The organism is Dyella ginsengisoli LA-4 (assembly GCF_000334915.1).
In the GTDB taxonomy this organism is placed as follows: Bacteria; Pseudomonadota; Gammaproteobacteria; order Xanthomonadales; family Rhodanobacteraceae; genus Dyella_A; species Dyella_A ginsengisoli_A.
Genome location: NZ_AMSF01000091.1, coordinates 1 through 299, shown reverse-complemented (window position 1 = coordinate 299; position 299 = coordinate 1). Strand labels below are relative to the sequence as shown.

1 protein-coding gene is annotated in these 299 nt (G+C 70.6%); it reads right to left on the bottom strand.

Annotation, left to right across the window (positions count from 1 at the left end):
• A partial coding sequence (locus C693_RS22260; protein WP_043599349.1) for a hypothetical protein occupies positions 1-299 on the bottom strand: 299 nt, incomplete at both ends.

Below are 299 nucleotides of genomic sequence, written 5' to 3'. Positions count from 1 at the left end.
TTCACCGTGCCGTTGGTGCCGCTGTTCAGCGAGGCCACCGTGAGGTTGCCCGCATCCACCAGCGACACGCCCTGCCCCGCGGCCGTCACCGCGCCGGTGAAGTGGTTGCTGCCGTCGGTCAGGGTGATCGCACCGGTGCCTGCCTGCAGGTTGCTGGTGCCCGTCACCTGCACGCCGCCGCTGCCTTCGGTGATCGTGCCGTTGTTGCTGGTCGCGACCAGGTTGCCGCCAACGCTGCCGTGCCCGAGGTTCAGCGCGCCATGACTGGTCGCCGTAAGCGCGCCGGTGGCCAGCGTGCC